33 protein-coding genes are annotated in these 26552 nt (G+C 71.0%); 12 read left to right on the top strand and 21 right to left on the bottom strand.

Annotation, left to right across the window (positions count from 1 at the left end):
• Positions 1-26: 26 nt before the first annotated feature.
• Genes L942_RS38715 through L942_RS38705 form a run of 3 tightly spaced genes read right to left on the bottom strand, consistent with a single transcriptional unit; the run spans position 27 to position 3744 of the window.
• Positions 27-1199 (bottom strand): M20 metallopeptidase family protein, encoded by a 1173-nt coding sequence (locus tag L942_RS38715; protein ID WP_037370009.1) that lies wholly within the window; start codon positions 1197-1199, stop codon positions 27-29.
• Positions 1196-2332, bottom strand: coding sequence for an amidohydrolase family protein (locus L942_RS38710; protein ID WP_037370001.1), 1137 nt, complete (start codon positions 2330-2332; stop codon positions 1196-1198). Before L942_RS38710 ends, L942_RS38715 begins: the two co-directional genes overlap by 4 nt.
• A complete protein-coding gene (locus L942_RS38705) occupies positions 2329-3744 on the bottom strand; it encodes an APC family permease (RefSeq protein ID WP_037369997.1) in 1416 nt (471 codons plus the stop codon). The genes L942_RS38710 and L942_RS38705 overlap by 4 nt, the downstream gene beginning before the upstream one ends.
• A gap of 102 nt (positions 3745-3846) precedes the next feature.
• Here L942_RS38705 and L942_RS38700 point away from each other — a divergent pair, with 102 nt between their 5' ends.
• The gene (locus tag L942_RS38700; RefSeq protein WP_081655400.1) at positions 3847-5223 is read left to right on the top strand and encodes a glutamine synthetase family protein; all 1377 of its coding nucleotides are present in this window, start codon (positions 3847-3849) and stop codon (positions 5221-5223) included.
• Positions 5224-5229: 6 nt separating this feature from the next.
• On the opposite strand, the gene L942_RS38695 is transcribed toward L942_RS38700, so the two are convergent.
• The 7 genes from L942_RS38695 to L942_RS38665 all read right to left on the bottom strand — a co-directional run bounded on the left by L942_RS38695 (position 5230) and on the right by L942_RS38665 (position 11644).
• On the bottom strand, positions 5230-5889 hold the full coding sequence (locus tag L942_RS38695) for a peptidoglycan recognition protein family protein (RefSeq protein WP_037369996.1): 660 nt from the start codon (positions 5887-5889) through the stop codon (positions 5230-5232).
• Positions 5890-5937: 48 nt separating this feature from the next.
• The gene (locus L942_RS38690) at positions 5938-6480 is read right to left on the bottom strand and encodes a Uma2 family endonuclease (protein ID WP_051166537.1); all 543 of its coding nucleotides are present in this window, start codon (positions 6478-6480) and stop codon (positions 5938-5940) included.
• 50 nt (positions 6481-6530) lie between these two features.
• Positions 6531-7322, bottom strand: a complete 792-nt coding sequence (gene trpA, locus L942_RS38685) for a tryptophan synthase subunit alpha (protein WP_037369995.1) — start codon at positions 7320-7322, stop codon at positions 6531-6533.
• Positions 7319-8554, bottom strand: a complete 1236-nt coding sequence (trpB, locus tag L942_RS38680; protein ID WP_037369994.1) for a tryptophan synthase subunit beta — start codon at positions 8552-8554, stop codon at positions 7319-7321. The genes trpA and trpB overlap by 4 nt, the downstream gene beginning before the upstream one ends.
• Positions 8533-9342 (bottom strand): indole-3-glycerol phosphate synthase TrpC, encoded by an 810-nt coding sequence (trpC, locus tag L942_RS38675; protein ID WP_037369991.1) that lies wholly within the window; start codon positions 9340-9342, stop codon positions 8533-8535. The genes trpB and trpC overlap by 22 nt, the downstream gene beginning before the upstream one ends.
• A 120-nt stretch (positions 9343-9462) precedes the next feature.
• Entirely contained in the window at positions 9463-9981 is a 519-nt protein-coding gene (locus tag L942_RS38670; RefSeq protein WP_051166539.1) for a Trp biosynthesis-associated membrane protein, read from the bottom strand.
• A 100-nt stretch (positions 9982-10081) separates the two neighbouring features.
• Positions 10082-11644: an anthranilate synthase component I gene (locus tag L942_RS38665; protein WP_037369989.1), complete on the bottom strand. Its 1563-nt coding sequence runs from the start codon at positions 11642-11644 to the stop codon at positions 10082-10084.
• A 96-nt stretch (positions 11645-11740) separates the two neighbouring features.
• Between L942_RS38665 and L942_RS38660 the strand changes: the two genes are divergently transcribed.
• Positions 11741-12346 carry a TetR/AcrR family transcriptional regulator gene (locus L942_RS38660; RefSeq protein ID WP_037369987.1) on the top strand — a complete coding sequence of 202 codons (606 nt, stop codon included), beginning with the start codon at positions 11741-11743 and terminating at the stop codon, positions 12344-12346.
• Here L942_RS38660 and L942_RS38655 read toward each other — a convergent pair.
• Genes L942_RS38655 through hisF form a run of 3 tightly spaced genes read right to left on the bottom strand, consistent with a single transcriptional unit; the run spans position 12343 to position 13831 of the window.
• The gene (locus L942_RS38655) at positions 12343-12705 is read right to left on the bottom strand and encodes a DUF1304 domain-containing protein (protein WP_037369984.1); all 363 of its coding nucleotides are present in this window, start codon (positions 12703-12705) and stop codon (positions 12343-12345) included. The genes L942_RS38660 and L942_RS38655 overlap by 4 nt on opposite strands.
• Entirely contained in the window at positions 12702-13061 is a 360-nt protein-coding gene (hisI, locus tag L942_RS38650) for a phosphoribosyl-AMP cyclohydrolase (RefSeq protein WP_037369981.1), read from the bottom strand. Before hisI ends, L942_RS38655 begins: the two co-directional genes overlap by 4 nt.
• Positions 13058-13831 carry an imidazole glycerol phosphate synthase subunit HisF gene (gene hisF / locus L942_RS38645; RefSeq protein WP_037369977.1) on the bottom strand — a complete coding sequence of 258 codons (774 nt, stop codon included), beginning with the start codon at positions 13829-13831 and terminating at the stop codon, positions 13058-13060. Before hisF ends, hisI begins: the two co-directional genes overlap by 4 nt.
• Positions 13832-13929: 98 nt before the next feature.
• Between hisF and L942_RS38640 the strand changes: the two genes are divergently transcribed.
• From L942_RS38640 to L942_RS38625, 4 genes are read left to right on the top strand one after another with little or no spacing between them, the layout of a single operon-like run.
• On the top strand, positions 13930-14445 hold the full coding sequence (locus tag L942_RS38640; RefSeq protein WP_037369975.1) for a SigE family RNA polymerase sigma factor: 516 nt from the start codon (positions 13930-13932) through the stop codon (positions 14443-14445).
• Positions 14442-15410: a hypothetical protein gene (locus L942_RS38635; protein WP_037369974.1), complete on the top strand. Its 969-nt coding sequence runs from the start codon at positions 14442-14444 to the stop codon at positions 15408-15410. Before L942_RS38640 ends, L942_RS38635 begins: the two co-directional genes overlap by 4 nt.
• Before the next feature lie 16 nt (positions 15411-15426).
• Positions 15427-15861, top strand: coding sequence for a hypothetical protein (locus L942_RS38630; RefSeq protein ID WP_037369972.1), 435 nt, complete (start codon positions 15427-15429; stop codon positions 15859-15861).
• Positions 15862-15880: 19 nt separating this feature from the next.
• Positions 15881-16264: a PPOX class F420-dependent oxidoreductase gene (locus L942_RS38625; protein ID WP_037369968.1), complete on the top strand. Its 384-nt coding sequence runs from the start codon at positions 15881-15883 to the stop codon at positions 16262-16264.
• A gap of 1 nt (position 16265) precedes the next feature.
• Here the strand turns inward: L942_RS38625 and L942_RS38620 are convergent, their stop codons facing one another.
• From L942_RS38620 to hisH, 3 genes are all read right to left on the bottom strand, one after another.
• Positions 16266-16610 (bottom strand): DUF1330 domain-containing protein, encoded by a 345-nt coding sequence (locus L942_RS38620; protein ID WP_037369966.1) that lies wholly within the window; start codon positions 16608-16610, stop codon positions 16266-16268.
• Positions 16611-16793: 183 nt separating this feature from the next.
• Entirely contained in the window at positions 16794-17525 is a 732-nt protein-coding gene (gene priA / locus L942_RS38615; protein ID WP_037370068.1) for a bifunctional 1-(5-phosphoribosyl)-5-((5-phosphoribosylamino)methylideneamino)imidazole-4-carboxamide isomerase/phosphoribosylanthranilate isomerase PriA, read from the bottom strand.
• A gap of 119 nt (positions 17526-17644) precedes the next feature.
• Positions 17645-18268: an imidazole glycerol phosphate synthase subunit HisH gene (gene hisH / locus L942_RS38610; protein ID WP_037369963.1), complete on the bottom strand. Its 624-nt coding sequence runs from the start codon at positions 18266-18268 to the stop codon at positions 17645-17647.
• Positions 18269-18398: 130 nt separating this feature from the next.
• Between hisH and L942_RS38605 the strand changes: the two genes are divergently transcribed.
• Entirely contained in the window at positions 18399-18584 is a 186-nt protein-coding gene (locus tag L942_RS38605; protein WP_037369961.1) for a hypothetical protein, read from the top strand.
• A 33-nt stretch (positions 18585-18617) separates the two neighbouring features.
• Here L942_RS38605 and L942_RS38600 read toward each other — a convergent pair whose 3' ends face one another.
• Complete coding sequence (locus L942_RS38600; protein ID WP_037369958.1) at positions 18618-19526, bottom strand: transketolase family protein; 909 nt, start codon at positions 19524-19526, stop codon at positions 18618-18620.
• Complete coding sequence (locus tag L942_RS38595; RefSeq protein WP_037369956.1) at positions 19526-20224, bottom strand: thiamine pyrophosphate-dependent enzyme; 699 nt, start codon at positions 20222-20224, stop codon at positions 19526-19528. The genes L942_RS38600 and L942_RS38595 overlap by 1 nt, the downstream gene beginning before the upstream one ends.
• Positions 20225-20277: 53 nt before the next feature.
• Between L942_RS38595 and soxR the strand changes: the two genes are divergently transcribed.
• Genes soxR through L942_RS38580 form a run of 3 tightly spaced genes read left to right on the top strand, consistent with a single transcriptional unit; the run spans position 20278 to position 21588 of the window.
• Positions 20278-20739 carry a redox-sensitive transcriptional activator SoxR gene (gene soxR / locus L942_RS38590; protein WP_037369954.1) on the top strand — a complete coding sequence of 154 codons (462 nt, stop codon included), beginning with the start codon at positions 20278-20280 and terminating at the stop codon, positions 20737-20739.
• A gap of 46 nt (positions 20740-20785) precedes the next feature.
• Entirely contained in the window at positions 20786-21334 is a 549-nt protein-coding gene (locus L942_RS38585) for an RNA 2'-phosphotransferase (RefSeq protein WP_037369951.1), read from the top strand.
• A 35-nt stretch (positions 21335-21369) separates the two neighbouring features.
• On the top strand, positions 21370-21588 hold the full coding sequence (locus L942_RS38580) for a hypothetical protein (protein ID WP_037369949.1): 219 nt from the start codon (positions 21370-21372) through the stop codon (positions 21586-21588).
• Here the strand turns inward: L942_RS38580 and L942_RS38575 are convergent, their stop codons facing one another.
• The gene (locus L942_RS38575) at positions 21589-22404 is read right to left on the bottom strand and encodes a class I SAM-dependent methyltransferase (protein ID WP_037369947.1); all 816 of its coding nucleotides are present in this window, start codon (positions 22402-22404) and stop codon (positions 21589-21591) included.
• Positions 22405-22448: 44 nt separating this feature from the next.
• Positions 22449-23027 (bottom strand): TetR/AcrR family transcriptional regulator, encoded by a 579-nt coding sequence (locus L942_RS38570; RefSeq protein ID WP_037369945.1) that lies wholly within the window; start codon positions 23025-23027, stop codon positions 22449-22451.
• Positions 23028-23221: 194 nt separating this feature from the next.
• On the opposite strand from L942_RS38570, the gene L942_RS38565 reads away from it, so the two are divergent.
• A complete protein-coding gene (locus L942_RS38565) occupies positions 23222-25405 on the top strand; it encodes an MMPL family transporter (protein WP_037369943.1) in 2184 nt (727 codons plus the stop codon).
• Between the two features lie 31 nt (positions 25406-25436).
• A complete protein-coding gene (locus tag L942_RS38560; RefSeq protein ID WP_037369938.1) occupies positions 25437-26081 on the top strand; it encodes a GNAT family N-acetyltransferase in 645 nt (214 codons plus the stop codon).
• A 277-nt stretch (positions 26082-26358) separates the two neighbouring features.
• On the opposite strand, the gene L942_RS45770 is transcribed toward L942_RS38560, so the two are convergent.
• On the bottom strand, positions 26359-26552 hold a 194-nt coding region (locus tag L942_RS45770; RefSeq protein ID WP_037369933.1), incomplete at its 5' end, for a hypothetical protein.

The following is a 26552-nucleotide window of genomic DNA, read 5'->3' as shown; positions in this document are numbered from 1 at the left end:
ACGGCCCGGTCACGGCCGGTTCCGGCTCAGCCCGGATACTCCAGGTCGGAGGCCGCGGCCAGGTATCCGGCGAGCAGCGCGTCCGCGACCTGGCCGACCGCGGAGTCCTCGGGCAGGAACGTTTCGCCGTGCAGGCTGGGCGCGCCCGCGGTCTCGCCGAGGCCGACGAACAGCATCAGCCCGCGGACGCCGTCGCCGCAGTAATGCGCGAAATCGTCCGCGCCGAACGAACGGAAATCCACGTCGACGTCCGCGCCGCCGCGTTCGAGCCAGGTCCGCGCCGCGGCGGCCAGCGCGGGGTCGTTGACCAGGACGGGTTCACACGGGCTGATCCGCAGGTCGGCGGTGCAGCCGTAGGCGCGGGCGGTCGCGTGCACGATCTCGTCGAGCGCCTCCAGCGCGCGTTCGCGGTCGCTCGCGCGCATCAGCCGCAGCGAACCGGACGCGGACGCCGTGTTCGGCACGACATTCGCCGCCGTGCCCGCGCTGAGCCGCCCGATCGTGCAGACCGCTCCGTGCATCGGGTCGATCCGGCGGCTCGCGACCTGCTGCAGGCTCACCACCAGCTGGCTCAGCGCCAGCACCGGGTCGCGCAGGAGCTGCGGGTATCCGGCGTGCCCGCCCTGGCCGTGCAGCACGACCTCGAACTCGTCGGTGGACGCGTTCACCGGCCCGGGCGCGGCCGAGACGACGCCGTAGGGCAGTCGCGGCTGGACGTGCGCGCCGATCACCGTGTCGATGCCGCGCTCTTCCAGAATGCCCGATTCGACCAGGTCGAGCGCTCCGGACGGGGACGTTTCCTCGCGTGGCTGCAGGATCGCGTACAGCGGACGCGGGAGTTCGACGCGGCGCGCCGCTCGGCAGACCGCGGTCAGTGCGGCGAGGTGGACGTCGTGGCCGCAGGCGTGCATCAGACCCGTCCTCGCCGCCCATTCGACGCCGGTGCGCTCGATGACCGGGAGGGCGTCCAGTTCGGCTCGCAAGGCCACGGCCGGGCCTGGGTGCGGTGCGGCGATTTCGATCAGCCGCCCGGTTTTCGCCACCCGCTCGCCTTCGCCGAGCGCGGCGGACACGATCCGCGCGGTGTCGTCCTCGTCGCCGGAAGCGCGCGGATCGGCGTGAATCCGGTGCCGCAACTCGACGGCGGCGGGCAATTCCTCGGCCAGCGCGGCCCGCCACGCCTCCACCAGCTCGATCATTTCCGCTCCAGCCGGTAAATCCGGGCCGCGTTCTCGTGGCCGGCCAAACGGGCCAGCCGGATCGCGTCCACTTCGGACAGTGCGTCGGCGGCGAGGGCGGCGCGCAGGAAGTCGGACAGTCCTTGCCGGAACAGCGCGGTGCCCAGGTGGTACAGCTCGGCGAGGCCGAACGCGTCGGTGGAGAACAGCAGTTTCCCGAACGGCACCAGCTCCAGTGTTTCGGCCAGGATCGCGGGCGCGCGGAAGCCCGCGTTGTGCGTGATGAGGCCGACGTCGGCGAAGACGTGCTCGAAGACCTGCGCGAGGTAGGCGGCGTTGCGGTGGAAGGGATAGTTGTGCAGCAAGAGGATCGGGACGCCCGCGTCCCGGGTCGCCCGCAGCAAACCGGTGAGCCGCAAGGGATCGCAGCGGTGGAGGTCGAGGTCGGAGTCTCCGTAGCCGACGTGGAACTGCACGGGCAGCCGCCGGTCGATCCCGGCCCAGATCAGGTGCCGGTGCAGCACCTCGTCGGCGAGCCGGACCGGTTCGCCCGCGTCGATCCGGGTTAGCCAGCGCCCGGCCGCGGCTTCGACCTCCCCCGGAGCCGGACGTTCCCCGGACAGCTCCAGCCCGACCCGGTACGCCGCGATGGACTTCACGCCCACGGCGCCCGCGGTGCGGCGGTCCAGCTCAGCGGCGAAGTCGCCGGCGAAACCGGCGGCGCTGGTGCCGCGGACGACGGCCTCGGCGACCTGCTCCAGCCGGACGACGTCGTGCGCGCGGGCGTCGGCCAGTTCTGCGAAGTCATGCGTGGTGGTGAGAGATTCGGGCAGGAAACCACCGTCCAGCAGGTAATCCGTGCTGCCGGTGCCGCGGAGGAACCGCCGGTTGACCTCCGCCGCCCCCAGTTCGGCGCGCCGCGCGAGATACTCGTCGGCCGGGGCGTGCTTCGGCAGGTCGAGGATCGGGGCGCAGCGTTCGCGCACGGCCAGGCCGATCAGCGAATCGAACAGCGACGTCCCCAGCGGCGACACGGTGTCCGCCTCGGTGAGCATCCGCTCGAACCCGTCGCGGTCGACGTCGCCGGTGCGCACGCCGTGGCAGTGGTGGTCGACCAACGGCAGGTCCGCGACGAAATCCAGCAGTCCGGTCATGTGTCTCCCTCGGCGAGCTTCTCCCCCACCCTACGGGCGAAGCCGGGCGCCGAGACGACTACGACGACAGCGAGCACCAGCACCGACCCCGCCACGACCGGGAACCACCGCGCCGGGCCCTCGGTCGGGTACGGCACGACGTTGACGTACACCGTGTAGCCGAGCAGGACCAACGCGCCGAGCGGGAACACCAGATGCCACCACGGCACCCGCATCCGCCGCCGCACGAACAACAGCAGGATCGCGCCGAGCGTGGTGAGCAGGTAGATCACCAAGAGGATCAAGGTTCCGATCGAGCCTGACCAGGCGAAAGTGTCGTCCGCGGTGGCGCCGAAGAACACCGCGCACACCAAGATGATCAACGCCGCCGCGAGCGCGACCACGGTCACCGCGACGGCGGGGGTGCCTTTGGCGGAGACTCGGCCGATGCCGCGTCCATCGAAAGCGTCGCGTCCCAGGGCGAACAACAGCCGCGAGCCGCCGACGACGCAGGCGAGGCAGCAGCCGAACGCGCTGATCGCGGCACCGGCGCTGATCACGTCGCCGACCCACGGCCCGGCGAAGCGGCTGCCCAGGTCGCCCAGCAGCGACGGGGAATCGTGGAACGCGGTGGCATCCCCGCCGAAGGCCATCATTTCGACGGCGGTCACCAGGACGAAGTAGGCACCGCCGAAAATCGCCGTGCCGAGGATCGCGCGCGGGATGTTGCGGCGCGGGTCGCGGGTTTCCTCGCCGAGCGTCGCGGCGGCCTCGAAACCGGCGAACGACAGGAACCCGAACACCGCGCCGAGGAAGATGCCGGAGACGCCGGTGTCTGGCACGAAAACCCGCAGCGTGAACTGGCCGCGGGGAGCGTCGCCCGCGATCAGCCGGACCAGGATGACCACGGTGACCAGCAGGATCAGCGCGATGGTCGCGCCCTCGACGGCGAGCAACGTGCTGGTGCCGCGGCGGGCCGGGGCGACCGCGAGCAGCCAGCTGCCGACCAGCGCGACCGCGGTCAGCACGAACGGCCCCCACGACGGCGGATGCGGCCAGATTCCCACCTGCGTCAGGAATGCCGTGCCCAGTACGCCCGTGGCGGAGCTGGTGACCACGGCGTAGAAGGTGTACGTGCCGAGGAGGCCGATCCCGGACACCACCCCCGCGCGCGGACCGAGGGTCGCGCCGACGAACGCGTAGACCGAACCGGCGTGCTGGTAGTAGCGGCAGAGCTGGACGAAGCCGTACGCCACCAGCAGCACTCCTGCCGCCGAAAGGAGGAACGCCAGCGGCACCGCGCGTCCGGCGGCCGCGGCGGTTTGCTGCGGATTGATGTTCGCGGCCATGCTGGGTGCCATGAGCGCGACGGACAGCCCGACGGCCTGCCAGACCGACAAGGTGCGCCGTAGTTCGGGACGGTTTCCGGACACGGATGCGCTCCTTTCCCCGCGGAGTACACAGTGAACATCCGAGGCGGCGCGGACGGCGAGCGCCGACCGGCTGAACCTCGTCCAGCAGCGAAGGAGCGCGCCTTGCCGTCCATCCCCTCGAACCTCGACCGCGACCGGCTCGCGGAACTCGGCGCGGCCGCCGCCGGACACCTGGAGCAGGCGGGCGTAGACCTGGTCGCGCTGAGTTTTGTGGACAATTCCGGGATTTCCCGGGTCAAGGCGGTGCCGGTGGCGCGGCTGGCGCAGGTCGCGGCATGGGGAGTCGGCGCGTCCAACTCGTTCGATTTCTTCCTCGGCACCGACAGCATCGCGAACGGCGAGCACTCCCTCGGCCCCGTCGGCGACCTGCGGCTGCACCCCGACCTCGACGCGCTCGCCGTCCTCGCCGCGCAACCCGGCTGGGCGTGGGCCCCGGCATGGCGCTTCGACCAGGACGGGCAGCCGCACCCGCAGGACACGCGCGCGCTCGCCGCGTCCGCCGCGGCCCAGCTCGCCGAACGCGGGCTGACCGCGCGGATGGCCTTCGAACTGGAGTGGGTCGCGACCGACGCGGACGGAATCCCGCTGCCCGGTCCGGCCTACGGATACTCCAGGCTGAGCGCGAACCACGAATACCTCCGCGCGGTTGTGTCCACTTTGGAGCGCAGCGGCGTGGCGGTGGAGCAGATCCACCCGGAGTACGCGGCGGGTCAGTTCGAGCTGTCGATCGCCGCGACGGACCCGGTCCGCGCGGCCGATTTGGCCGTGCTGACAAGGGAAACCGTGCGCACGGTGACCGCCGCGCACGGACTGCGCGCGTCGTTCACGCCGAAGTTCGAACCCGGCGGGGTCGGCAACGGCGGGCACGTGCACTTGAGCCTGTGGGACGGCGAACGGAATCTGTGCACCGGAGGTACCGGCACGTTCGGCCTGACCCCGACCGCCGAATCCTTCGGTGCGGGGATTTTCCAGCGGCTGCCCGCGTTGCTGGCCGTCGGCGCTCCGTCGGTGGTCAGCTATCTGCGTTTGGAACCGCACCACTGGGCAGGCGTGTTCACCGCGTGGGGACTGGAAAACCGCGAAGCACCATTGCGGCTGATCCGCGGTGCGGCCGGACAGCGCGACACGGCGGCGAATCTGGAGGTGAAGTGCTTCGACCTCACCGCGAACCCGTATCTGGTGGTGGCTGGCCTGGTTTTCGCCGGGCTGGCAGGAATCGACGCAGAGGCGCACCTGCCCGAACCCATCAGCGTGGACCCTGGCTCGCTCTCCCCCGCTGACGCCACTGCGGCTGGAGTCGGGCGACTGCCGGAGTCGTTGGCGGACGCGGTCGATGCCTTCGAGGCGGACGAAGTGCTCCGTGCCGCGTTCGGGCCCCAGCTGGCCACGACGTTGGCGGACGTGCGCCGCGCCGAGGTGGCCGAGCTGGGAGCGCTGGAACCCGCGGAGTTGTGCCGGGCCATGCGTTTCCTGCACTGACCCCGCTCAACGAAGCAACGCCGCCACCCTGGACTGCAACTCGGGCAGCATCGCGTACAGCTTGTCGCCCGGACAGTCCGTGTTGTAGAAGTCGCGGTGTCCCTTGATTTCCTTCACCGGGATGCCATATTGGCGGCACACGTACGCCACGAACACCACCAGCGAATCGAACTGCGCCTTCGGCGGGGCGACCTTCATGTAGGTGCCCTCGTTCTCGATGCCGATCGCGTTGTCGTTTTGGCCGGGGCAATGCGCCGCGCGGACGATCTTTTTGCCGCTGCGCAACGCGTCCAGGCTGCCGTGGCGTCCTTCGAGGCGGTAGCCGCCACGGGAGACCGTGAAGTGCTGGCCGGTGTCGGACCAGCCGTTGTTGTCGATGTGGTCGGCCTGGTCGTCGCGCGCGACCTGGAACGCGTGCTCGAGCGAATAGTCGGTGCTGTTGGGGCAGTCGATGTGGTGGATGAGCACGCGATTGGCGGGATGGTCGAGCGTGGTGAGCGGATCAGCGGGCGGCCGCGCACCCCATTCGGCACAGCTGTAGATCCGCGGTGCGGCCGCGGCGTCCGCGAAGCCGGGCAGCACGAGCCCTGCCGCCACGGCAGCGCTCACGCCGGCCGCCCCGCGCAGGAACGTCCTCCGGGGAACCTGTCCGATGTCGAAAGCCATGCGCCGCACTGTGCGCGGACGGCGTACACGATGCGTACAACTGGCCGGTCAACCGCGCAGATCCAGCTCCGCGGGGAACGGTTCGGCCAGCGTGAGCACGCCGCCCTCGCTCTTCGCGTGCGGCAGGTAGTCGCCGTCGGAAAGCGCGTAGACGGTGGCGGCTTCCTGCTCCGGGTCGACGAGCAGGTAGTACGGGATGCGGGCTTCGGCGTAGAGGGCTTTCTTGAAGATCCGGTCCTGCACCCTCGTGGAGGGGGATTCGATTTCCGCGACCAGCAGCACTTCGGAGGCCGGGTACCAGGTCGTCGCCACGTCCGGGCAGGTGACGATCACGAAGTCCGGGATCAGCAGCCTGCTTTCGCCACAGCGGACCGCGACGCCGGGGAACACTTCGCTGCCCTTCGGCAAGGCTGGCACGACGGCGAGCTGCAATCGCTGCAACCACTGCTGGTGCAGCGCAGTCGGAGCCGGACCCATCACCAGGGTCCCGTCGACTCCCTCGATCCGGTTGCCGACGAGCTGTTCGTTCGGCAGGGCAAGTACTTCTGCCAACCCCGGAGACTTACCCGGGTCGACGTCGTTCATCTGCATACCGAGAGAGTACGAACGACCACCGACAGTTTCCGGCCCGCGAGGAGAGATCAGGCTGCAGTGCCCGCCTCGCGCACGCCCTTCGCCAGCTCCGAAGCCAGCTCCGCCACGCCGTCCGGACCGTCCGCCGCGGCCGTGACCAGCGCGGATCCGACGATCACCGCGTCCGCGAACCCGGCCACCTGCGCGGCCTGCTCCCGCGAGCGGACCCCGAGGCCCACGCCGATCGGCAGCTGCGTGTGCTCCCGGGTCCGGCGCACCAGGTCCTCGGCGTGCACGCCCACCGCGTCGCGGGCGCCGGTCACGCCCATCACCGCGGTCGCGTACACGAAGCCCGACGACGCCGCCGTGGTCTTCGCCAGGCGTTCGTCCGACGACGACGGCGCGACCAGGAAGATCCGGTCCAGCCCGTGCGCCTGCGAAGCGGCGATCCACTCGTCGGCCTCGTCCGGGATCAGGTCCGGCGTGATCAAGCCCAGCCCGCCGGCCGCGGCCAGGTCGCGCGCGAACGCGTCGACCCCGTAGCGGTGCACCGGGTTCCAGTACGTCATGACCACCGCGCGACCGCCGCGCGCCGACACCGATTCCACGACCTCGAACAGCTGCTTCAGCCGGAATCCGCTCGCCAGCGCGGCTTCGGCGGCCGCCTGGATGGTGGGACCGTCCATGACCGGGTCGGAGTACGGGACGCCGACCTCGACCAGGTCCGCCCCGCCGTCGATCGTGGCGGCCAGCAGGTCCTTGGAATTCTCCACGGACGGGAAGCCGGCCGGCAGGTAGCCGACCAGCGCGGCCCGGTGTTCCGCCCGCGTCGCCGCGAACAGCTCGTCGAGGCCGCTCACTTGCCCTCCCCGTCCACGAGCCCGAACCAGCGGGCCGCGGTGTCCATGTCCTTGTCGCCCCGGCCGGAGAGGTTGACCACGATCAGCCCCTCCGGGCCCAGCTCGCGGCCAAGGTCAAGGGCCCCGGCGAGCGCGTGCGCCGATTCGATCGCCGGGATGATGCCCTCGGTGCGCGACAGCAGCCGGAACGCGTCCATCGCGGCCGCGTCGGTGACCGGGCGGTACTCGGCGCGGCCGGAGTCCTTCAGCCACGCGTGCTCCGGGCCGACGCCCGGGTAGTCCAGGCCCGCGGAGATCGAATGCGATTCGACCGTCTGGCCGTCCTCGTCCTGCAGCAGGTACGACATCGCGCCGTGCAGGTTGCCCGGGCTGCCCTTGGTGAGCGTCGCGCCGTGCCGGTTGCCCTCGATGCCCTCGCCGCCCGGCTCGAGGCCGACCAGCCGCACCGACGGGTCGTCGTAGAACCCGGAGAAGATGCCGATGGCGTTGGACCCGCCGCCGACGCACGCCGCGACGACGTCCGGAAGCCGGCCCGCCTTCTCCAGGATCTGCGCCCGCGCCTCCTCGCCGATGACGTGGTGGAAATTGCGCACCATCATCGGGAACGGCGACGGGCCGGCGGCGGTGCCGAAGAGGTAGTGCGTGGTGTCGGCGTTGGTGACCCAGTCGCGCAGCGCCTCGTTGATCGCGTCCTTGAGCGTGCGCGACCCGGTTTTCACCGGCACGACCTCGGCGCCGAGCAGCTTCATCCGCGCCACGTTCAGCGCCTGGCGCTCGGTGTCGACCTCGCCCATGTACACGACGCAGTCGAGGCCGAGCAGCGCGCACGCGGTGGCGGTGGCGACGCCGTGCTGGCCCGCGCCGGTCTCCGCGATGACGCGCTTCTTGCCCATCCGCACGGTGAGCAGCGCCTGGCCGAGCACGTTGTTGATCTTGTGCGACCCGGTGTGGTTGAGGTCCTCGCGCTTGAGGAACACCCGCGCGCCGCCGGCGTGCTCGCCGAACCGCTTGGCCTCGGTCAGCAGCGACGGACGGCCCGCGTACTCGGTGAGCAGCCGGTTCAGCTCGCCGGTGAACTCCGGGTCGTTCCGGGCCTTCTCGTACTCCGCCGCGACCTCGTCGACCACGCCGATCAGCGCTTCCGGCATGAACCGGCCGCCGTACGGGCCGTAGTAGCCGCGCTCGTCCGGGTCGTGCTTGCCGCGTGCGGTCACCGCGACGGCCTCGGGCAAGCCGGGTGCGAACCGGCGGTGACGAGCTTGACGACCGCGCCCTTCGGGTCGCCGGAGGCCACCAGGCCCTCGCCGACGAGCACCGCGTCCGCGCCGTGCCCGGCGTACGACATCAGGTCGCCGGGGCCGCGCACGCCGGACTCGGCGACCTTGAACACGTCCATCGGCAGGCCGGGCGCGAGGCGGGAGAACACGTCGCGGTCCACTTCGAGGGTGTGCAGGTTGCGCGCGTTGACGCCGATGACCTTCGCGCCCGCTTCGAGCGCGCGGTCGGCCTCCTCGGCGTTGTGGATCTCCACGAGCGCGGTCATGCCGAGCGATTCGACCCGGTCGAGCAGCGCGGCGAGCGCGTTCTGCTCCAGCGCGGCGACGATCAGCAGGACCATGTCCGCGCCGTGCAGCCGGGCCTCGTGCACCTGGTACGGGCTGACGACGAAGTCCTTGCGCAGCACGGGAATGTCGACCGCGGCGCGCACCGCGTCGAGGTCGGCCAGCGAGCCGCCGAAACGGCGCTGCTCGGTGAGCACGCTGATCACGCGCGCGCCGGCGTCCTCGTAGTCGCGGGCCAGCGCGGCCGGGTCGGGAATCGTGGCCAGCTCGCCCTTGGACGGGCTGCGCCGCTTCACCTCGGCGATGACGCCGATGCCGGATTCGCGCAGCGCCGCCATCACGTCACGCGGCGGGGCCGCCTTGGCCGCCCGGGCCTTCAGCTCGTCGAACGGCAGCGCGGATTCCCGCTGCGCGAGGTCCTCGCGCACGCCGGCGACGATGTCTTCGAGCACGCTCATCGGACGCCCCTACCCGCTGCCGCACTCCTGGGTCCACTCGCAAGCTCGCTCACAAAAACCTTCCCCTTCCCGCCGAAATGATGCTAACCCCCGCTCGTTCGCCGACCGGTTCCGGGTTGCTCAGCGGCGCGGATCCCCGCGGTCGGTCGGGTCGTCCCCCTCCGACAGCGCCTCCCACAGCTCGGTGTCCGGGTCCTTCCGCGCCGCCTTGGCTCCCGGCGCGGCGTAACGGGCCCCGAGCTTGCGCGCGGCTCCCGCCCACTTGATGGCTGCCAACCCGCCGAGCGCGACGAGAATTCCGCCGAGGACGGCGATCAGGTGGCCGAGCACGATTTCCGTGCCGGGCAGCCCGGGCGCGAAGCCGCCGAACTTGATGCCGTCGACGCCGTTCCAGACGCCCGCGGCGCCAGCGAGCACCAGCACGATTCCGAGCACCCGGCGCAACCAGCCGCCGGTCGCGACGGCCCCGGCGACGCCCGCGAGCGCGAGGATCGCCAGCGGAACGAGCGCGGTGGCGCGCTGCTCGCCGGGTTCGGTGTACAGCACGGTGCCGCGCACGCCCTCGTCGCGGACTTCGGCGAACCACACCATCCGGGAGGACCCCCACAACGCCAGCGCGCCGAGCAGGAGAGCGACGATGATCGTCCACAGTGGACGCTTCGCCTTCCCGCCGCCCGCGGCCGGGCCGGGCTCTTCCGCCTCGGCGCCGCCGCGCCGTGGTTCCGCCTCCTCGGGCCGCTCAGACACCGGCCGCGTCCTCGGCCGGGTCCAGTTCCCCCGCGGGGATCATCGTGCCCGCCGCGGCGATCGCGGACAGCACGGTGCGGGCCTTGTTGAGCGATTCGGTGTCCTCGTAGTCCGGCACCGAGTCCGCGACCACGCCGCCGCCCGCCTGCACGTACGCGGTCCCGTCGCGCATCAGCGCGGTGCGGATGGCGATCGCCGTGTCCGCGTCGCCGGCGAAGTCCAGGTAGCCGACGACGCCGCCGTACAGCGCGCGGCGCACCGGTTCCAGCTCCTCGATCAGCTGCATCGCCCGGACCTTCGGCGCGCCGGACAGGGTGCCCGCCGGGAAGCAGGCCGCGACCGCGTCGAACGCCGTGGCGTCGTCCTTCAGCTCGCCGGTCACCGTGGACACGATGTGCATGACGTGGCTGTAGCGCTCGATCTGGAAGAAGTCGACCACGTGCACGGTGCCCGGTTTGCAGACCTTGCCGAGGTCGTTGCGGCCGAGGTCGACCAGCATCAGGTGCTCGGCGCGCTCCTTCTCGTCCGCCAGCAGGTCCTTGGCCAGCTGCGCGTCCTCCTCCGGATCCGCGCCGCGCCAGCGGGTGCCCGCGATCGGATGCGTGGTGGCGCGGCCGTCGCGGACGGTCACCAGCGATTCCGGGCTGGAGCCGACGATGTCGAAGCCCTCCAGCCGCAGCAGGTACATGTACGGGCTCGGGTTGGAGGTGCGGAGCACGCGGTACACGTCGAGCGCGTCGGCCCCGGTCTCGATCTCGAACCGTTGCGACGGCACGATCTGGAACGCTTCGCCGGCCTTGATCGCCTCGACCGCCTTGTCGACGGCCGCGTGGAAGTCTTCCTTGCTGCGGTGGCGGCGGAATTCCGGCGCGGGCCGGTCGAACGTCGCGACCGTCGGCGGCGCGGGCACCCGCAGCTGCTCGGTCATCGCGGACAGCCGGGCCAGCGCGTCGTCGTACGCGGCGTCCACGCGTTCGGCGGAGTCGTCCCAGTTGACCGCGTTGGCGATCAGCGTGACAGTGCCCTCGTGGTGGTCGAACGCGGCGAGATCGGTGGCGAGCAGCATGGTCAGCTCGGGGATGTCGAGGTCCCGTTCGGCCAGCTCGGGCAGCTTTTCCAGCCAGCGAACCGAATCGTAGCCGAGGTAGCCGACCATCCCGCCGGTCAGCGGGGGCAGGCCGGGCAGCGGTTCGGTGTGCAGCGCCTCGACGGTCGCGCGCAGCACCTGCAGCGGGTCGCCCTCGGTGGGCAGGTTGTCCGGCGGGGTGCCGGTCCAGACCGCCTTGCCGTCGCGGACCGTCAGCGCGGCCGGGCTGCGCACGCCGACGAACGACCAGCGCGACCACGATTTCCCGTTCTCGGCCGATTCGAAGAGGAACGTGCCGGGCCGGTCGGCGGCGAGTTTCCGGTAGATCCCCAGCGGGGTCTCGCCGTCGGCGAGCACCCGGCGCACCACGGGGATCACGCGGCGGCTCTCGGCCAGCGCGCGGAACTCGGCGCGGGACGGGCTGACCGGGCCGGGCCCGGCCGTGGACGTGGCTGCTGAGCTGACCATGCGCCTCATTGTGCCGCTACGGCCGCGTCCGCCGGTCAGCGGGCTCTCAATTCAATGACTGTTGAATTCGAGGCGGCCACCGGTCAAGATGGTCCGGTGAGCACCGAAGACACTACCGCCCGCCGCCGCGGCCGCCGCCCCGCTGGTCAGGACACCCGCGCGGTGCTGCTCGAAGCCGCCCGCGCGGTGTTCGCCGAGAACGGCTACGAACGCGCGACGGTCCGCTCGATCGCCGCGCGCGCCGGGGTCGACGCGGCGATGGTCAACCACTGGTTCGGCGGCAAGGAAGGCCTGTTCGCGCAAGCGGTGCTGAAGCTGCCGTTCGAACCTGCGGAACTGGTCACGGTCCTGCGCGACGGCCCGGTCGAGGAGCTGGGCTCCCGGATCGTGCGCACCTTCCTGACCCGCTGGGACGGCGTCGGCGGCGACACGTTCCAGGCGCTGATCCGCAGCATCGCCGGCCACGAGGCGGCGAGCACCGTGCTGCGCGATTTCTTCCTGCAGTTTTTCACCGGCCTGCTGAGCGACCTCGGCGGCGACCGGCGCGAACTGCGAGTGGCGTTGTGCGCGTCGCAGCTGGTGGGAATGGGGCTGGTCCGGTACGTGGCGCGGTTCCCGCCGATGGTGGAGGCGGAGGTGGACACGCTGGTCACGGCGGTGGCGCCGACTTTGCAGCGTTATCTCACCGGGGACATCGACTAGCGCGACAGCAGCAGGAAGAGCAGCGCGAGCCCGCCGGGCAGCACCTGCACGAGCAGGATCCGCTTCGAAGACGTCGCAGCCCCGTACAGCCCGGCCACGATCACGCACGCCAGGCCGTACAGCTTCAGCTGGAAGCCCGCCGGGTCCGCCGCGATGAGACCCCAGATCAGCGCGGCGGCCAGGAACCCGTTGTAGAGCCCCTGATTCGCGGCGAGCGTCTTGCTCTCGCGGGCGAATTCCTCGGTGGTGCCGAACGCCGCGCGCGCCCGCGGTGTGGTCCACAAAGCCATTTCCAGCACCACGATGTACAGGTGGATCAGGGCGACGAGCCCGATCAGCACGTCCGCGACGACGGTCATCGTGCGCCTTCCTCGGCAAGCAACAGCCGTTCGTCGGTGTCGAAGCAGGTGCGCGTGCCCGTGTGGCAAGCCGGACCGGTCTGGTCCACTCGGAGCAGCACCGTGTCGCCGTCGCAGTCGATGCGGACTTCACGCACGTGCTGGACGTGCCCCGATGTCTCGCCCTTCACCCACAGTTCCTGCCTGCTGCGCGACCAGTACGTGCCGCGGCGGGTGGTGAGCGTGGCTTCCAGCGCGTCGTCGTTCATCCAGGCCATCATCAGCACGTCGGACGTCGCGTGGTCCACCACGACCGCGGCGATCAGCCCGTCCGCGTTGCGCTTGAGGCGTGCGGAAAGCTCCGGCGCGAGGCTCATCGCACGACCACCCCGCCGGTGCGCAGCGCACCCTTCACGTCGCCGATCGTCAACTGTCCGAAGTGGAATACGCTCGCCGCCAGCACCGCGTCGGCGCCCGCTTCCACGGCGGGCAGGAAGTGCTCGGTCGCGCCCGCGCCGCCGCTGGCGATCACCGGGACTCGCACCGCTTTCCGGACCAGTCCGATCAGTTCGAGGTCGAACCCGGTCTTGGTGCCGTCCGCGTCCATCGAGTTGAGCAGCACCTCGCCCACGCCCAGTTCCTCGCCGCGCGCGGCCCACTCCACCGCGTCGATGCCGGTGCCGCGCCGGCCGCCGTGCGTGGTCACCTCGAAGCCGGATGCCGTCGGTTCGCTGCCTTCGGGCACCCGCCGCGCGTCGACGGACAGCACGACGCACTGCGCCCCGAACCGGCGCGACGCCTCGCGCAGCAGCTCCGGGCGCGCGATCGCGGCCGTGTTGATGCTCACCTTGTCCGCGCCGGTGCGCAGCAGCCGGTTCACGTCGTCGGTCGAGCGCACGCCGCCGCCGACGGTCAGCGGGATGAACACCTGCTCGGCGGTGCGGCGGACCACGTCGAAGGTCGTTTCGCGGTCCCCGGAGGACGCGGTCACGTCGAGGAAGGTCAGCTCGTCCGCGCCTTCGGCGTCGTACCGGCGCGCCAGCTCCACCGGGTCGCCCGCGTCGCGCAGGTCGGCGAAGTTGACGCCCTTCACGACCCGGCCCGCGTCGACGTCGAGACAGGGAATCACCCGAACCGCCACAGCCATGCCGTCCAGCCTAGTCGGCCGCCCGGTCAAGCCCGCCGCGACTGCTTCGTCAGTCATTTTCGGATCCGAAGCATCAGAACCGGGGGCTCGCGCGTCTGATGATCGTGACCACCGGTTTCGACGAGTTCGTGGCGGAACGCCTGGACGGGCTGCTGCGCTACGCGACCGTCCTCGCCGACGACCCGCATCTCGCGCAGGACATCGTGCAGGACGTGCTGCTGCGTGCACAGCAACGCTGGGCGAAGATCGAATCGCCGCCCACCTACGTCCGCCGGATGATCACCAACGAGTACCTCTCGTGGCGCCGCCGAGCCGCCCGCCGCGTGGTGCCGTCGAACCACACGGTGCTCGACTCGCTGGGCCCGCCGACGGCCGATCCCAGCACCGCCTACGACGAACGCGACGAAATGCTCGCCCTGCTCGCCACCCTGCCGCGGAAACAGCGCGCCGCGGTCGTCCTGCGCTACTACGAGAACTACACCGACGCCGAAATCGCCGATTTCCTCCGTTGCGGCGTCTCGACCGTGCGCAGCCAGATCTCGCGCGCGCTGGCGACACTGCGCGCCGGGATGCCCTCGTTGCCGTCCGCCCTCACCACCGGAGCAGGAGAATGACCCCCTCGAACGAGACCGAGACGCTGGTGCGCGACAGCCTCGAACGGCTCGCCGAGCGGGCGCCGGACGGTCACGCGGTGCTCAACGCGCTCGCCCGGGCCCGCCAGCGCCGGCGCCGTCCTCGCCTGGCGCTCGCCGCCGCGGCCGCCGCGGTGATCGCGGTCGCCGCAGGAGTGCCGCTGGTGGTCGACGCGGTCACCCAAGCACCCGCGCAGCTGTCGCCCGCCGCTGGGCAGCCGGTGCTCGCGTACACACCGGGCTGGCTGCCGGACGGCTTCACCGAGCAGTACCGTTCCGGCGGGCCCGGAACCACGGCGCAGGTGCGGCAATGGCAGTCCGGCGCGAGCCGGGTGGAACTCGCGGCGCATTCCACGGCCGATCCGGAATGGGCGCAGACCGCGCTGCGCATTTCGGCGGTGAAGGACCAGATCGTGGTGCACGGACGGATCGCCATGGTGACCGGCCCGACCGACACCATCGCCACGCTGACCTGGATGCCGGACCACCGCTACGTGCTGACCGCCAAGGCGGAAGGCGTCCCGGACGCGCGTGCGGTGGCCGAGCAGGTGGCCGATTCCGTGACCGTGGAACCGGTTCGGGTCCGCGGCGAGGCTCGGTTCGGCCCGCTTCCCGCCGGTCTTCGCGAAGAGGCCACGACGGTGCGCGGCAGCAGTTCCGACGACGCGACCACCGTGCTCGACGCCAGCGGTCCGAGCGGCAAGGTGCGCGTGACGATCAGCGGCGGCTCCCCTGCTCTCGGCGGCTCCGGGCCGGTGCGGGTGCGCGGTCTTCCCGGGGCGTACGTGCCCGCCTCCGGACCGGCTGACGCACAGGTCGCCGTGCGCCTCTCGTCCGGACGCTGGCTGACCGTTTCCGGCCGGTTGCCGCGCGAGCAGCTCGTCGCGGTGGCGGACGGGATCGTGCTCGATCCGGCACCGGAATACGGCTGGCTCGGCACCCGCTGACCGCTACCGTGAAAGCATGTCCGAACTGGGGGAGTCTCGGACCACGCTTTCGCGAGCGGCGTACGTCGTCGGGATCGGCGCCGCGATCATCACCGCGCTGGTGGTCTGGTGCGTCGGGGCCAACTACCTCGCCCAGCTCACCGCGGGCGAGCAGCTGACCTGCCGGTTGCGCGAGCTGGTGCCGTGGTCGGGGCTGAGCGTGCCGCTGTGGCAGGCCAGTTCCCTCGTGCTGTTCCTCCTCGCCGGGGCCGGGATTTCCGCGCTCCTCGGCCGCATCAGGGTGCGCAAGGCGACTCTCGGCCTATGCGCGGCCCTGGTCGTGCTGTGCACCTGGGGCTACGTCGCGACGACGCACGTGGTGCTGCGGAAGGTGGCCGACCACGGCACCCCGACCGCCGTGCCGACGACGCCGGGCGGCCAGCCGCCTGCCGGCCGCTGCCAAGGACGGTGACGCCGTCTACCGTAGGGCTATGTCCGAACTGGAGCGTCTCGGCGCCGAGAAGTACGTCGTGCTGACCACTTTCCGCCGCGACGGCCGCGCGGTCCCGACCCCGGTGTGGGCGTCCCGCGACGGCGACGAACTCGTGCTGTTCTCGGAACGCAACGCGGGCAAAGTCAAACGGATCCGCAACAACAGCGAGGTTCGGCTGCAGGCCTGCGACGTCCGCGGCCGTCGCGTGCACGGTGCCGAGGTGAGCGGGACTGCCCGGCTGCTCGACGCCGCCGACACCGAGCGCATTCGCGCGGTGCTCGCCCGGGACTACGGCATTGTCGGGCGGGTGACGATGTTCTTCAGCCGGCTCCGCGGCGGGCCGGATCGGACGGTCGGGATCGCGGTCAAGATCGCCGAGTGACTCACTGGGCCGCCGCCCGGAGCCGGGCGCCCATCGCGGCCGAATCGTGGTCCGGCCCGCAGCCGTCGGCCAGGATCGCGTCGCCGACCAGGTGATCGGTGCGCAGGTGCAGGATCTTGCGGTAGTCCGCCGAGTCGTACCACGCCTCGGCCGCGGCGAAGTCCGGGAATTCGATCACGACCGTCGCGCCCGGCCAGACGCCTTCCAGCACGCGGGTCTGTCCGCCGTGCACCAGGAACCGGCCTCCGAACGGGTCGAGCGTCGCCTGGATCAGCTCCAGGTACTCGTAGACCTCCGGGTCCACGGTTCCCGGCTGGCGCAGGTGGGCGATGGCGTAGGCGGTCATGTCCGGCTCCTCGGGTCGATTTCGTTGCCTGCCAAGCAATCTTCTCCCCTTCCGCGCATGGAGTCGATTACCTGGCGGGTAATCGTTCTTCGCCGATGTCGCGTCGTGGCGAAGCGCCCGGCCGGACAGCGCTCGCCCGGCACCGCCGGAGGAGATTTCCTTGCGCGGCAACGATTCCCGCGGTCAGCGGACCGCGGCGAGGGCCTCCGGCAGGGTGAACGCGCCCGCGTACAGCGCCTTCCCGACGATCGAGCCCTCGACGCCGTCCGACGCCAGCCCGGCCAGCGCGCGCAGGTCGTCCACACTGGACACTCCGCCGGAGGCGATCACCGGAGCGTCGGTGCGGGCGGTGACCTCGCGCAGCAGGTCGAGGTTCGGGCCGCGCAGGGTGCCGTCCTTGCTCACGTCGGTGACGACGTACCGGCTGGCCCCGTCGCGGTCGAGCCGCTCCAGGACCTCCCACAGGTCGCCGCCGTCGGACGTCCAGCCGCGCGCGGACAGCCGGTGCCCGGCCTCGGTGATCCGCACGTCGAGCCCGATCGCGACGCGGTCGCCGTATTCGGACACGACCTTCGCCGTCCAGTCCGGGTCCTCGAGCGCCGCGGTGCCGAGGTTGACCCGGCGCGCGCCGGTGGCGAGCGCAGCCTCGAGCGACGCGTCGTCGCGGATGCCGCCGGACAGCTCCACCTGCACGTCGAGCCGCTTGACGACGTCGGCGAGCAGCTCGCGGTTGCTGCCCTTGCCGAACGCCGCGTCGAGGTCCACGAGATGGATCCACTCGGCGCCGTCGCGCTGCCACTGCAGCGCCGCCTCGAGCGGACTGCCGTAGGACGTCTCGGTGCCCGCCTCGCCCTGGACGAGTCGGACCGCCTGGCCGTCGGCAACATCAACTGCGGGAAGGAGCGTGAAAGTCACGCGCACAGCCTAAGCGGCGGGGCCCGGCGCATCTTCCGGGGGATGTCCGCGCAGCCGTCCGCACCGGCGAGCGAGCAGCGGCACGGCCGCCAATCGGCCCAGCGTTCCCGGCGGAACCGCTACCCCAGCGTGCCCAGCCAGTTGCGCAGCAGCCGCGCCCCCGCGTCCCCGGACTTCTCCGGGTGGAACTGGGTCGCCCACAGCGGCCCGTTCTCCACCGCCGCGACGAAGTCCTCTCCGTGGTTCGCCCAGGTCACCTTGGGCTGCTGCCCGGACAGGCCGGAGTCCAGCTCCCACTTCCGCGCCGCGTAGGAATGCACGAAGTAGAACCGTTCGTCCGGGTCGATCCCGGCGAACAGCTGCGAATCGGCGGGCGCGCGGACGGTGTTCCAGCCCATGTGCGGGAGCACGTCGGCGTGCAGGCGCTCGACCGTGCCCGGCCACTCGCCGGTGCCCTCGGTCTCCTCGCCGTGTTCGACGCCGCGCGAGAACAGGATCTGCATGCCGACGCAGATGCCCAGCACCGGACGTCCGCCGGCCAGCCGTTTGCCGATGATCCGGTGCCCGTGCACGCCCAGCAGCCCGCTCATGCAGGCGGAGAACGCGCCGACGCCGGGCACCACGAGGCCGTCGGCCTCGAGCGCGGCATGCGGGTCGGCGGTGACCTCCACCTCGGCGCCCGCGCGCGCGACGGCGCGCTCGGCGGAGCGGAGGTTTCCGGAGCCGTAATCGAGGATCACCACACGAGACACGACCCGAGCCTAGCCTCTCGGGGATTTTCGGTCCGAGCCCGTTTCATTCTCTCCCCGAACGGGTATCCACCAAGCTATGTGTGGGCGCCGCCGGCGCCCCCGGACCCGGAAAGAGGACGAAATGTCCGAGTCCGATCTGCTCTGCCGGATGTTCCAAGCCTGGCGGGAAGACATCGACAGCGTGCCGTTCCCGCAGTTCAGGGAGCTGCTCATTCCGCCGCAGAAGACCCGCGCGGAGGTCGATCTGGCGCGCCGGTCGACCGCGCGCACGGCCAACCCGGCGCGGCGGACCGACCGCGGCTGGTGACTCCCGGCGGTTGCCCGCTGCCGGGATGCCGCCTCATCCGGGGAAGAATTCCTTGAGCGACAGCTCGATCGAACCGGCGTCGAGCCCGTGCACGAGATCGTGGTCGGCGAGCGTGCCGTAGATCCGCACCTCGGCGTCCCGGCGGACGCCGAGATTAAGCAGCCGGTGCGGCCGGTCCACGAGCGCGTCGGCGACGCAATGCGCGGAGGTCCCCTTGAGGTACGGCTCCACCAGCGCCACGTCAGCCACTCCAGTCGCTCCGGCCGCTTCTGCCACCGCGGCCCGCAGCCCCTCGGCGTCGAACGGGCGCACTGTCGAGGCGTAGAGCACCGTCACGTCCATGCTCTCGGTCGCCCGCAGCACCCGGTCCAGCATCGGCCCGACCGCGAGCACCACGCCGCGCGTCCCCTGCCGGATCGTCTGGAGCCCGACGCCGAGGTGCGGCTCGGCATTCTCCTGCGCGGAGAGCCGCAGGTAGGTCCGGCTGTCGCCGGGCACCGAGTCGAGCAGCAGCCGCCGCGCCTCCTCGGGATGGCCGGGCACGTGCACGTACCAGCCGGGCAGGGAATCGATCAGCGCGACGTCCCCGGGAGCCTGGTGCGTGCGGCCTTCCATCGGCATGTCGTAGGAAGCGCCGTACGACACCAGCACCGCGCCGAGTTCCTGGTGGCTGAGGTCCAATTTGATCTGCTCGAAGGCGCGCTCCACGAGGAACGCGTTGAAGGTGTGCACGATCGGCCGCAGCCCGGCGAGCGCGAGGCCGGCGCCGGTGCTCACGAGCAGCTGCTCGCGGATCCCGACGTTGAGCACCCGGTCCGGATGCCGTCGCGCGGCCTCGGCGAGCGACGCGGCCGAAATGTCGGCGAGGACGATCGCCACGTCCGGGTCGCTGTTGACGATTTCTTCGGCAGTGGCCAGGAAGGTTTCCCGCATGTTCGGCATCAGTGCGCGCCTTTCGGTTCCACGACGGCGACGACCGCGAGCGGCCGTCCGGGATGAGGGGCGGTGAACGCGTCGTACAGCGCTTCGTGGTCACGGCCGGAGACGGTGCGCACGGCCCAGCCCTCGGTTTCGAAACGGCGCGCGATGCCGCCCGGCCAGCCGTGCGTCGACGACTGGTTGTCCACGACCACCGTGGTCAGCTTGTCGAGCCCGAGCCGCGCGGCGACGACGATGGCTTCGTGGTTGGAGCCCTCGTCGAGTTCGGCGTCGCCGACGAGCGTGACGATGCGCGACCGGAACCGGCGGGCGCGCAGGCCGAGCGCGGTGCCGACGGCGATCGGCAATCCGTGTCCGAGCGAACCGCTGGAGATTTCGACGCCGGGCGCGCGGACGCGGTCGGGATGGTGGCCGAGCCGCGACCGCGCCGAACTCCAGTCGGCGAGCTCGTCCTCGTCCAGCCAGCCCTTGGCGACGAGCACCGCGTAGTACGCCATCGGCCCGTGTCCCTTGGACAGCAGGAACCGGTCGCGCCCGGGCTGCCGGGCGGTGTCCGGGCCGAGGTTCAGCACGCGGTCGAACAGCACCCACAGCACGTCCACTGTGGACTCCGCGGCCGCGTGGTGCTTGTCGTCGCCGGTCATCAGCGAGATCAGCCGGGGCAGGTCCGCGTAGCCCGGCTCGGAGGTCGTCGGGGTCATGTCCTCACGATGCAACCTCGACCAAACTGAAGGTCAAGCGCTAACCTGAAGCAATGACGAGGTTGGCGGACAAGCTGAGCATCGGGCAGGTCGCGGAACGCAGCGGGGTTCCGCACACGGCACTGCGGTTCTACGAGGAGCGCGGGCTGATCACGTCCGAACGCTCGGCGGGCAACCAGCGCCGCTACGCGCGTTCGGTGCTGCGGCGGATCGCGTTCATCCGCGCCGCGCAACGGGTCGGGCTGTCGCTGGAAGACATCAGCGCGGCGCTGGCGACGCTACCCGCCGACCACGCGCCGACGAAAGCGGACTGGGCCCGGCTTTCGCGCGAATGGCAGACCGAACTCGACGCCCGGATCGACGCGCTGCAACGGCTGCGTGACCGGCTGACCGGATGCGTCGGCTGCGGATGCCTGTCGCTGCGCAGCTGCGGCCTGTACAACGCAGACGACGAACTCGCCCGGTTCGGGCCCGGGGCCAGCAAGCTCCGTCCGGTTCTGGAGGGCGGGATCTGAATTCCGTTGCGCGGCGGTGCTTCGGTGTGGGTTACTGCCGGCAGCAATGAACGAGAAACATCGGACCCGAGTGTCCAAACGGCTGTCCCGGCACCTGCGCCACGATCCCGGCGGACTCGGCCTCACCCTCGCCCCCGGCGGCTGGATCCCGGTCGACGACCTGCTCGCGGCGTTGGCCCGCAACCGGTTCCCGGTGAGCCGGGCGGAACTGGACGAGGTCGTCGCGAAGTGCGCCAAACAGCGGTTCGCGTATGACGAGACCGGGACGTTGATCCGCGCCAGCCAGGGGCACAGCTTCCGCGTCGATCTGGAATTGCCGGATTCGCCGCCGCCGGAAATCCTCTTCCACGGCACGGCGACGCGGTTCTTGCCGTCGATCTGGGCGGAGGGATTGCGTCCGATGAAGCGGCACGCGGTGCATTTGTCCGCGACCCGCGAAACCGCATGGAAGGTCGGTTCGCGACACGGGAAACCGGTGGTGCTCGCGGTCGCGGCCGGGGAAATGGCGGCGCGCGGGCACGCGTTTCAGGTCAGCGACAACGGGGTATGGCTGACTTCGGCGGTTCCGGCGGAGTTTCTGACGGTGTCGGAGTAGCGCATACTGAACCGGTCGCACCGAAGGAGATGGCCATGCCCGACTACACGATCGTCCAGTGCAGCCAAGGCCACTATTTCTCCACGATCTGGATTCCCTGGATGTCGTTCAAGGCGGTTCGCCTCGGCGACCGCCGGCTGCAGCGCTGCCCGGTGTGCCGTCGTGCCCGCATGGTCGTGCGGGTTTCGGAGGACCAGCTCACCCCCGAGGAATTGCGCGCGGCCGAAGCCATGAGGGATTCCCGGCTGCCGTAATCAGCCGTTTTCGCCGACTCGGCACAGGATTTCCCCGTGCGGGATCGAGAACCAGCCGTCCGGATCGGCTGCCCACGCACGCCATGCCGCGGAAATCTCGCGCAGTTCCGCAGCGGACGCGTACCCGCCCGCCACGGCCTGCTCGGCGATCTTGGAATCCAGGATCCGCTCCGCCCACATGCCGCCCCACCACGCGCGTTCCTCCGGCGTGGAATGACACCAGATCGACGCGCTCGGCGTGACGTCGCGGGCGCCCGCGGCGTGCGCCCAGGCCAGCAACCGCCGTCCGGCATCCGGCTCGGAGCCGTTGCCGTGCGCGACCGCGCGATACACCTCCAGCCAGCGGTCCAGCCGCGCGTCCGCGGGCCACCAGAACGCCGCGGCGTAGTCCGTGTCGCGGGCCGCGACGACACCGCCGGGATTGGCCAGCGCCAGCATGTTCCGCAGCGCTTGCACCGGATCGGTCAGATGCAGCAGCACCTGGTGCGCGTGCACGACATCGAATCGGCCGAGCTCAGGAGCGGTCGTGATGTCGGCGCGCTCGAACCGGATGTTGGCCACCCCTTCGCGCCGCGCGTGCTCCCGCGCCTGTTCCAGCACGGCTTCCGACACGTCGATGCCGACCACCTCGCCGGGAGCCACTCGACGGGCGATGTCCGCCGTGATCGTCCCCGGGCCGCAGCCGACGTCCAGCACGCTGCGCCCGGGCAGCAGCTCCGGCGCCAGGTAGGCCGCCGAATTGTCGACGGAGCGCCAGAGTTGAGACCGGACAACGCTTTCCGCGTGTCCCTGCCCGTATGCGCTTTCCGGAGACATGCTTCGAGGTTAAGCGGGTGTTCCCAAATACTGCAACAGATTTCTCAGCAGTTGAGACGACGGCGCGGGCGGCCGAGCAGCCGCCGCCCCACTCCGACCAGTTCCTGGCGCAGCGTTTCGTCGTCCACTTCGACCAGATCGGGCGACCCGCCCGCCATCGCGATGCCGGTGAACGCCACGATCGCCGCCACCCGGCCGGTCACGTCCGGTTCCGGCCCGGCCACGATCGAGATCAGCGCCTGCTTGAACCCTTCGACGCCGTGCCTCGATTTCGCGAGCGCCGCGTCGATGCCCGGATCGCTGGAGAACAGCGCGACCAGCACCCGGTGCCGCACCACGAGATCGACGAAACCGTCCAGCAGATGGTCGACGCGCGCGCCGTGCCGCCGGTGCTTCGCCGCCTCGACGACCAGTTCGTCCAGTTCCCGGATGCCCGGCTCCGCGACCGCCTCGGTGATCTCCGCCTTCGTCTTGAAGTGGTAGTACACCGCGGCCTTGGTGACGCCCAGTTCGTCGGCGATCATCTGCAGCGACGTGCCCTCCACGCCGTGCTCGGCGAACAGCCGCAGCGCAGTGGCGAGCAGCCTGGTCCGGGTGTCCGCGACCGGTTCGACGGTCGTCATCGCGCCCTCCTCCTCCAGCGGAGTGCGCTGCTCCGCAGCACGTCATGGTACTAGCCGGGCGACTAGCCCGACACTTGCCGTGCGGCTAGTCACAACCTAGCCGATCGGCTTGGCAGCCACTTGCCGAACGGCTAGCTTCGGAAGGGCGATTCCAGTGCGGAGAGCCCGCTTCGGGCGCGAAACGGAGACGACTCGTGGCACCCTTCCTGTACCGGCTCGGCAGGCTGTCGTTCCGCCGCCGGGCCCTCGTGGCGGCGGTCTGGGCGCTTGTCCTCGCGGCGTTGGGCGCGGGCGCGCTCACGCTTTCGGGCAAGCTGTCCGATTCGGTGACCATTCCCGGCACCGAATCCCAGCAGGCGATCGACCGGCTGGCCGAGCACTTCCCGCAGGCCGCGGCGGGCGGCGGCACCGCGCGGGTGGCGATCGCCGCGCCGGAGGGGCGGAAGGTCACCGACCCGGCGGGCCAGGCGGCGGTCGAGTCCGTGGTGGGCAAGCTGAAGTCCGCGCCGCAGGTAGCCGCGGTGGTCGATCCGTTCCAGGCGAAGTCGGTCTCCCCCGACGGCCGGGTCGCGCTCGCGCAAGTGAGCTACCACGTCAAGGGCTTCGAACTGTCCGACAGCGACCGGCAGGCGCTGCTCGCGACCGGCGACCACGCGAAACAGCTGGGATACCAGGTCGAGTACGGCGGCGACGCGGTGCAGGGCATCCCGGCGACCGGAGCGACCGAAGGGCTCGGCGTCGCGGTCGCGGCGGTCGTGCTCATCATTACGTTCGGCTCGCTGCTGGCGGCCGGCATTCCGTTGCTCACCGCGCTGGTCGGGGTCGGCGTCGGGATGGCGGGCATCATGCTGGCGTCGGGTTCGCTGGAGCTGAACTCCAACACTCCGGTGCTGGCGTTGATGATCGGCCTCGCGGTCGGGATCGACTACGCGCTCTTCATCGTCTCCCGCTACCGGCACGAGCTGGCCGAGGGCCGCGAGCCGGAGGAAGCCGCCGGCCGGGCAGTGGGCACTGCCGGCTCCGCCGTGGTGTTCGCCGGGCTCACCGTGATCATCGCGCTCGCCGGGCTGACGGTGGTCGGCATTCCGTTCCTGGGCCAGATGGGCATCGCCGCCGCGGCGACGGTCGTGATCGCCGTGCTCATCGCGTTGACGCTGCTGCCCGCCGTGCTCGGGTTCGCCGGCGCCCGCGTCGGCAGCAGCAAGATCCGCGTGCGCCGCCGCACCGAAGGCCCGTCGCACGGCGAGCGCTGGGCGCGTTTCGTTGCGCGGCACCGGGTTCCGGTCCTGCTGGCCGCGCTGGTCGGGCTGGCCGTGGTCGCGATTCCCGCGCTGAGCATGCAACTCGGCCTGCCCAACGACAGCACTGCCGCGCCGGACACCACTCAGCGCAAGGCGTACGACCTGGTCAGCAAGGGCTTCGGCGAGGGCGCGAACGGACCGCTGCTGGTCGTCGTCGACACCGGCCCGAACCACAACCCGGCCGCGCTGAAGCAGGCCGCCGCCGACATCGGCAAGCTGCCGGACGTCGCCGCGGTGACGCCGCCGCGGGTGAATCCGGCCGGGGACACCGCGCTGCTGACGGTGATCCCGAAGAGCGGACCGAGCAGCACGCAAACCGAGGACCTGGTGTCGGCGATCCGTGCGCAATCCGCGCCGCTGGCCGAAAGCACCGGCGGAAGTCTCGCGGTGACCGGCCAGACCGCGGCCAACATCGACGTCTCGCAGAAGCTGTCGGACGCGATGCTGCCCTACCTCGGGCTGATCGTCGGGCTGGCGTTTCTGTTGCTGATGCTGGTGTTCCGGTCCGTGGTGGTGCCGCTGAAGGCGACGCTCGGGTTCCTCGGCTCGGTGGTCGCGACGTTCGGCGCGGTGGTGGCGGTGTTCCAGTGGGGCTGGCTGACCGATCTGCTCGGCGTCGCCTCGACCGGTCCGATCATGAGCATGCTGCCGATCCTGCTGATCGGTGTCCTGTTCGGGCTCGCGATGGACTACCAGGTGTTCCTGGTGACCCGGATGCGCGAGGAACACGTGCACGGGGCCGAGCCGCAGGAGGCGATGGTGACCGGGTTCCGGCACGGGGCGCGGGTCGTCGTGGCGGCCGCGCTGATCATGATCTCGGTGTTCGCCGGGTTCGTGCTGGCCGAATCGACGCTGATCCAGTCGATCGGGTTCGCGCTGGCCTTCGGCGTGCTGGTGGACGCGTTCGTGATCCGGATGACCCTCGTGCCCGCGGTGATGTCGCTGCTCGGCCGCGGCGCGTGGTGGCTGCCGAAGTGGCTCGACCGGATCCTGCCGAATGTCGACGTCGAGGGCGAGGGCCTCGTCCGCGAACTCGGCGCCCCCGGCGAGGACGAACGCGAACTCACGCGGGTCTGATTTTGTCGGTGGTCGTTCGTACCCTGGTTTCATGATCGAGGAGACGGTACGGACCTGGGTAGCGGGATGGGCGTTGTCGCGGCGGACCCCGCCGCCGGTCGAGAAGCCGTGGGGGCTTTTCGTGGAAGTGCCGGACAATCCCGCGGAAGCGGGCCGGCACGTCCTCCCGGAGGCGGAGGAATCGCTGGTCCGCGCCGCCGCCGGGACGGTCCGCGAACCTCGGACGTGGCTGAAGACGCCTGCCGAACCGGACACGATCGAGCCGTGGCTCCCGGACGGCTGGGTGGTCGCGTGGGACCACACCGGTCATCTGATGGCGACGGACCTGCAGGCCACGCACCCGGTCGCGCCGGAGGGCTACACCGCGACGGTGGAGACCAGCGGACCCGTGACGTTCCTGCGCGTGCTGGACGCGGCGGGCCAGCAGGCGGCGAAGGGCCAGATGGCACAGGTCGGCGACGCGGTGATCGTGGACCGGGTGGTGACCGAGGAAGCGCATCGACGCCGCGGACTGGGCGGATTCGTGATGCGCTCGCTCGCCGACCGCGCGATTTCGGACGGAGCCGTGCTGGGCGTCCTCGGTGCTACGGACGCCGGGCGGGCGTTGTACGAGACGTTGGGGTGGAAGACGCACTCGACGCTGGCCGAGGGCATTTATCAGCCGCTGGAGACGTAGTTCGCGGGTCACGTTGGTCGTGAGGGGTGCGTTGGAGGTGGGGAGATTTGCGCAGGCCGCCGTTGGTCGCCGAACAGGTTCGGCCGCCGGAGAGCCCGCGCTGGAGCGCCGAGGCCCGCTACGCGCCGCCGAGCCAGCTGTGGCGAGGCATCGTCAGGCGCGGGCAGCTATGCGCGCTAGCGGCCGGGCTCGAGAGGTGCGGGGACGCCCGCGGCAGAAGGGAGAAGCGCGGTATCCGCGGGAAAAGCCGGTCCGATGCGACCGCCGCCGCGGTCAGCTAACACCGGACCAGAGCGACGCCCGCCACAGTCAGCCGACACCGGACCGGAGCGACGTCCACCGCCGTCAGCCGACACCGGACCGGAGCGACGTCCACCGCCGTCAGCCAACGCCGGACCGGAGCGACGTCCACCGCCGTCAGCCAACGCCGGACCGGAGCGACGTCCACCGCCGTCAGCCAACGCCGGACCG

It is taken from the genome of Amycolatopsis orientalis DSM 43388, assembly GCF_000411975.1.
In the GTDB taxonomy this organism is placed as follows: domain Bacteria; phylum Actinomycetota; class Actinomycetes; order Mycobacteriales; family Pseudonocardiaceae; genus Amycolatopsis; species Amycolatopsis orientalis_D.
Note: the sequence above shows the minus strand (reverse complement) of the source record. Positions and strands in the feature narration are given on the sequence as shown.

What these genes read in the sequence shown, in the direction of transcription:
- L942_RS38635 (WP_037369974.1), top strand. Translation starts at nt 14,442, where the DNA reads ATGACCCCCTCGAACGAGACCGAGACGCTGGTGCGCGACAGCCTCGAA.
- hisI (WP_037369981.1), bottom strand. Translation starts at nt 13,061, where the DNA reads ATGAGCCTCGCGCCGGAGCTTTCCGCACGCCTCAAGCGCAACGCGGAC.
- L942_RS38715 (WP_037370009.1), bottom strand. Translation starts at nt 1,199, where the DNA reads ATGATCGAGCTGGTGGAGGCGTGGCGGGCCGCGCTGGCCGAGGAATTG.
- L942_RS38690 (WP_051166537.1), bottom strand. Translation starts at nt 6,480, where the DNA reads ATGCAGATGAACGACGTCGACCCGGGTAAGTCTCCGGGGTTGGCAGAA.
- L942_RS38655 (WP_037369984.1), bottom strand. Translation starts at nt 12,705, where the DNA reads ATGACCGTCGTCGCGGACGTGCTGATCGGGCTCGTCGCCCTGATCCAC.
- L942_RS38575 (WP_037369947.1), bottom strand. Translation starts at nt 22,404, where the DNA reads ATGTCTCCGGAAAGCGCATACGGGCAGGGACACGCGGAAAGCGTTGTC.
- L942_RS38580 (WP_037369949.1), top strand. Translation starts at nt 21,370, where the DNA reads ATGCCCGACTACACGATCGTCCAGTGCAGCCAAGGCCACTATTTCTCC.
- L942_RS38695 (WP_037369996.1), bottom strand. Translation starts at nt 5,889, where the DNA reads ATGGCTTTCGACATCGGACAGGTTCCCCGGAGGACGTTCCTGCGCGGG.
- L942_RS38600 (WP_037369958.1), bottom strand. Translation starts at nt 19,526, where the DNA reads ATGCCGAACATGCGGGAAACCTTCCTGGCCACTGCCGAAGAAATCGTC.
- L942_RS38665 (WP_037369989.1), bottom strand. Translation starts at nt 11,644, where the DNA reads ATGGTCAGCTCAGCAGCCACGTCCACGGCCGGGCCCGGCCCGGTCAGC.
- soxR (WP_037369954.1), top strand. Translation starts at nt 20,278, where the DNA reads ATGACGAGGTTGGCGGACAAGCTGAGCATCGGGCAGGTCGCGGAACGC.
- hisF (WP_037369977.1), bottom strand. Translation starts at nt 13,831, where the DNA reads ATGGCTGTGGCGGTTCGGGTGATTCCCTGTCTCGACGTCGACGCGGGC.
- L942_RS38630 (WP_037369972.1), top strand. Translation starts at nt 15,427, where the DNA reads ATGTCCGAACTGGGGGAGTCTCGGACCACGCTTTCGCGAGCGGCGTAC.
- L942_RS38625 (WP_037369968.1), top strand. Translation starts at nt 15,881, where the DNA reads ATGTCCGAACTGGAGCGTCTCGGCGCCGAGAAGTACGTCGTGCTGACC.
- L942_RS38570 (WP_037369945.1), bottom strand. Translation starts at nt 23,027, where the DNA reads ATGACGACCGTCGAACCGGTCGCGGACACCCGGACCAGGCTGCTCGCC.
- L942_RS38620 (WP_037369966.1), bottom strand. Translation starts at nt 16,610, where the DNA reads ATGACCGCCTACGCCATCGCCCACCTGCGCCAGCCGGGAACCGTGGAC.
- L942_RS38585 (WP_037369951.1), top strand. Translation starts at nt 20,786, where the DNA reads ATGAACGAGAAACATCGGACCCGAGTGTCCAAACGGCTGTCCCGGCAC.
- L942_RS38595 (WP_037369956.1), bottom strand. Translation starts at nt 20,224, where the DNA reads ATGACCCCGACGACCTCCGAGCCGGGCTACGCGGACCTGCCCCGGCTG.
- L942_RS38710 (WP_037370001.1), bottom strand. Translation starts at nt 2,332, where the DNA reads ATGACCGGACTGCTGGATTTCGTCGCGGACCTGCCGTTGGTCGACCAC.
- L942_RS38605 (WP_037369961.1), top strand. Translation starts at nt 18,399, where the DNA reads ATGTCCGAGTCCGATCTGCTCTGCCGGATGTTCCAAGCCTGGCGGGAA.
- L942_RS38560 (WP_037369938.1), top strand. Translation starts at nt 25,437, where the DNA reads ATGATCGAGGAGACGGTACGGACCTGGGTAGCGGGATGGGCGTTGTCG.
- trpC (WP_037369991.1), bottom strand. Translation starts at nt 9,342, where the DNA reads ATGAGCGTGCTCGAAGACATCGTCGCCGGCGTGCGCGAGGACCTCGCG.
- L942_RS38640 (WP_037369975.1), top strand. Translation starts at nt 13,930, where the DNA reads ATGATCGTGACCACCGGTTTCGACGAGTTCGTGGCGGAACGCCTGGAC.